This is a genomic window from Paraburkholderia phenoliruptrix (genome assembly GCF_902859825.1).
GTDB lineage: Bacteria > Pseudomonadota > Gammaproteobacteria > Burkholderiales > Burkholderiaceae > Paraburkholderia > Paraburkholderia phenoliruptrix.
The window spans coordinates 1-3427 of record NZ_CADIKB010000095.1; the positions used below are offsets into that span (position 1 = coordinate 1).

At 55.7% G+C, this 3427-nt stretch carries 4 protein-coding genes; 3 read left to right on the forward strand and 1 reads right to left on the reverse strand.

The annotated features are described in order from the left end of the window. Positions 1 to 89: 89 nt before the first annotated feature. Positions 90 to 317 carry a hypothetical protein gene (locus HV711_RS33000; protein WP_035485274.1) on the reverse strand — a complete coding sequence of 76 codons (228 nt, stop codon included), beginning with the start codon at positions 315 to 317 and terminating at the stop codon, positions 90 to 92. Between the two features lie 22 nt (positions 318 to 339). On the opposite strand from HV711_RS33000, the gene HV711_RS33005 reads away from it, so the two are divergent. The 3 genes from HV711_RS33005 to HV711_RS33015 all read left to right on the forward strand — a co-directional run. Further along, on the forward strand, positions 340 to 744 hold the full coding sequence (locus HV711_RS33005; protein ID WP_208459285.1) for a hypothetical protein: 405 nt from the start codon (positions 340 to 342) through the stop codon (positions 742 to 744). After that, entirely contained in the window at positions 741 to 2135 is a 1395-nt protein-coding gene (locus HV711_RS33010; RefSeq protein WP_175145669.1) for a hypothetical protein, read from the forward strand. The genes HV711_RS33005 and HV711_RS33010 overlap by 4 nt, the downstream gene beginning before the upstream one ends. A gap of 44 nt (positions 2136 to 2179) precedes the next feature. Further along, the coding region (locus HV711_RS33015; protein ID WP_254604962.1) for a baseplate J/gp47 family protein at positions 2180 to 3427 on the forward strand (1248 nt) is incomplete at its 3' end.

A 3427-nucleotide genomic window follows, 5' to 3' on the forward strand; every position in this document is an offset into this window, starting at 1 on the left:
GGTTCTCCTTGGTTCCCTGTTCGGGAGGTTGGTCCTGGAAACCCGATTCTCTCGGATTCCACTGGCGAACCGCCGCCTTCAACCTTCAACTACGCCTGGGACATTGCCCCGTCAAACGTTGCCGAAAAGCCAGCAATGTGAACTTTTAGTGATTCGAGATCGCGCTCCGCAAAGAGTGGCGCGCGCCTAGCGACATCGTCTGCCAGGGCAAACGCTTCTGAGCGACTTTTCAGGAAAACGACGATCAGCAAATGATCGTGCGATAGCCGCAGCAAATTTTCATGAGTGAAGAAGCCGGGATGGTGCGTCTCGGGCATTTCGGAAATTCCAGGATAAACGATGAGGACTTACGGGCGAATCACCAACGAGGACGGTTCGAAAACGTGGGTCGTCGTTGGGACCGACGCCAACGGATACAACGATTCCGTCTACGTGACAACGCTTGCACAATGTCTGAAACTGAACCTCGGCGAATCCCCAATCTACGCAAATTACGGGATTCCCCAATATCAGACGATCGTAACTCAAGTTCTGCCCGACTATTACGTCATGCAGACCCAGACGCAGTTCTCACAGTATTTCGCCTCTCTCACCATTAGCCGGGTACAGGGCTCGTCGCCGCCGATTTACAACGTCAATGCTGTCTGCCATAGCGGTGCTTTGCTGACTCCCTACGTGGATTCTTCGGTTGTTGCCCCGCAGATCAACAACACATTCATACTAGATTCGTCGACACTCGGATGAAGCGCATTCTCTCGCTCTTGCTGTTCGTATGTACGACAGCCAATGCTCAGTTTATTCCCGGCCAGATACTGACCGCGCAAGAACTGAACAATCAGTTCGCCCTGTATGTGCCGATCACCGGCGCAACACTCAGCGGGCCTCTCACGGCGCCATCCGTTACCGGCACAGCCGGTTCATTTGTCAATCTTACGGTAAGCGGTTCGGCTAGTTTCCCGGCTGGAACAATCACGCCCACGTCACTTGCCGCTCAGGGTGCCAACACTGTCCTGGCCAACTTCGCGGGATCAAGCGCGGCGCCGGCAGCCTTCTCGATTCCGAGTTGTTCAACCGGTTCCAGTGCCCTGATCTATACATCAGGTACTGGGCTAGGATGCAATACATCCGTCAATGCTGCGACTCTGGGAGGGGCAACTTTCGCTGCTCCGGGATCGATCGGTAGTACGACTCCTGGAAGTGGCGCCTTCACTACACTGTCGGCCAGTGGCACGATTAGTGGACCTGGGTTCAGCACTTACCTGGCATCACCACCCGCCATCGGCACAACTGCGGCTGCGGCTGGCAGTTTCACAACTCTGAATTCGACGGGCGGCTCACTAAATGGCAGCATTGGCGCGACGACGCCGAGCACCGGATCATTCACCACCCTTGCCGCTTCAAGCACTCTGAGTGGCGTCGGATTTACAAACTATTTCGCTTCCCCTCCTGCAATCGGAGCTACTGCACCAAACAGCGGCGCGTTCACAACTTTGTCGGCGTCAAGCACTGTCAGCGGATCTGGCTTCAGTACGTATCTGGCATCGCCTCCCGCAATTGGGGCAACAGCGGCGAATTCTGGATCTTTCACGACGCTTGCCGCCTCAAGTACAGTGAGCGGCACAGGCTTCACCAGTTACATGGCGTCTCCGCCCGCAATTGGCAATACGACGCCGAACACTGGCAAGTTCACGACCCTGACGACGACGGCGCAATCAAAGGTTATTGCGACCACGACGAACGCGCAGAGCATCCCTAACAACGCTCTGACGACCGTAGGCACATGGACTGCCGCGCTCAATCAGGGCAGCAATTTTAATACGTCAACGGGTGCGTACACGACGCCGGCTGCCGGTACATACGATGTCCGATTCTCTTTCCGGCTAGCGGCTGCAACGTATGGGGCTGGTAACGGGATTATTGCCGCGGTATTCAATAACGGCGTCGAGGTATATCAGACAGTCATTACTCTCCAGTCTGCCGCGACATCGGTATCGATGGGATCGGCGATTTCTGCGGTGGTGAATTGCGCTTCTGGAGACGTGATCACTGTACGGGCATTTCAGAACAGCGGTGGTGCAGTGGCCCTTGACGGGAACGCAGTGGACAACTGGGTAATGATTACCCAGATGCCATGATGAATTGGCACGTCGGCCCTTAATCCATTTTCCTAGCAAAACAGATGAGCACACCAATCAGCCCGACGACCATTCCGCTGAACCTGACTAGCGCTGGGCCAGTGCCGACTCCGGTGGCCACGCTCTACTCGACGCTTCTGACATATGTTGCGAATCAGGTGCCTGGATACACGTCAGGCTTACCCGGGTCGCTTATCGATGATATCTCTGGAACTGACGTAGGAGCGATGGTTGCCATTGACCAGGCTCGGGTCGATGCAGTCAATTCCGTCTCCCCATACGCCGCCAATCCCTTTCTGCTTAGCCAACTAGGAGCGCAGTTCGGAGTTCCGCAAGGCGTCAGTGCAAACGGGAATGTCTACGTCCAATTCTCAGGGCCTGCCGGTTACGTTTTTCAGCCCGGCTTTCTGGTAGGAGACGGGAATAACCAGTACCGACTTCAGGACGGAGGGGTGATTCAGACAGGTGGAGCCAGCGCCTTGCTCTATGCTGTCGCAACGAACAGTGGAACGTTTCCGATCCCCGCCAATACGGTTACTCATCTCGTCACATCTGTTCCGAGCACCTACTCGATAACTGTCACAAACCCGGGCGCAGGCGTACCCGCGACCTCTGCAGAGCAGGTTTCTGACTACCGGGCGCGAGTACTGCAAGCTGGCCAGGTCGGCTCGACTGGAACGCCTGCATATGTGAAAACGCTGCTTCAGAAGATCACTGGTGTACAGGCGCGCCTCGTTTCGATTAATCAATTGGCAGGCGGCTGGCAGATTGTCTGTGGCGGTGGCGATGCTTATGCCGTAGCCAACGCAATTCTTCAAGGCGTCCCAGACATCGCTGCTTTGCAAGGATCGCAACTTGCCATTACCGGCATGACCGCCACCAATCCGATTGTCATCACGACGAATCTCAATCACGGCTACACGGCAGGGCAAACCGTTGCCGTAGCGGGCGCAACGCCAGGTGCTTATAACCTGACTTATACCGTTGCATCGGTCACGGCCAACACCATCACAACAACAACGAACGGCAGCGGATTCGGCGCATATGTGAGTGGGGCAACCCTAACGCCAAACCCGCGGAACGTTAATGTTTCGCTGTTCCAGAACCCGAATACGTACTCGATTCCATTCGTCAACCCGCCTCAGCAAGTCGTCACGGTCGCTGTTCATTGGAACACGACGTTGGGCAATGTCCCACAGACAGTTGAAGGTTGGGACGGCGGGTGCGGCATAGATTATGCGACCTTGCGATCATGGTCAATGTTGGATTTCGAGGGCGAACGCTTCAGGGCG

Bases quoted from the DNA above. Each gene is read 5' to 3' on its own strand.
- HV711_RS33005 (WP_208459285.1), top strand. From the start codon at position 340: ATGAGGACTTACGGGCGAATCACCAACGAGGACGGTTCGAAAACGTGG.
- HV711_RS33000 (WP_035485274.1), bottom strand. From the start codon at position 317: ATGCCCGAGACGCACCATCCCGGCTTCTTCACTCATGAAAATTTGCTG.
- HV711_RS33010 (WP_175145669.1), top strand. From the start codon at position 741: ATGAAGCGCATTCTCTCGCTCTTGCTGTTCGTATGTACGACAGCCAAT.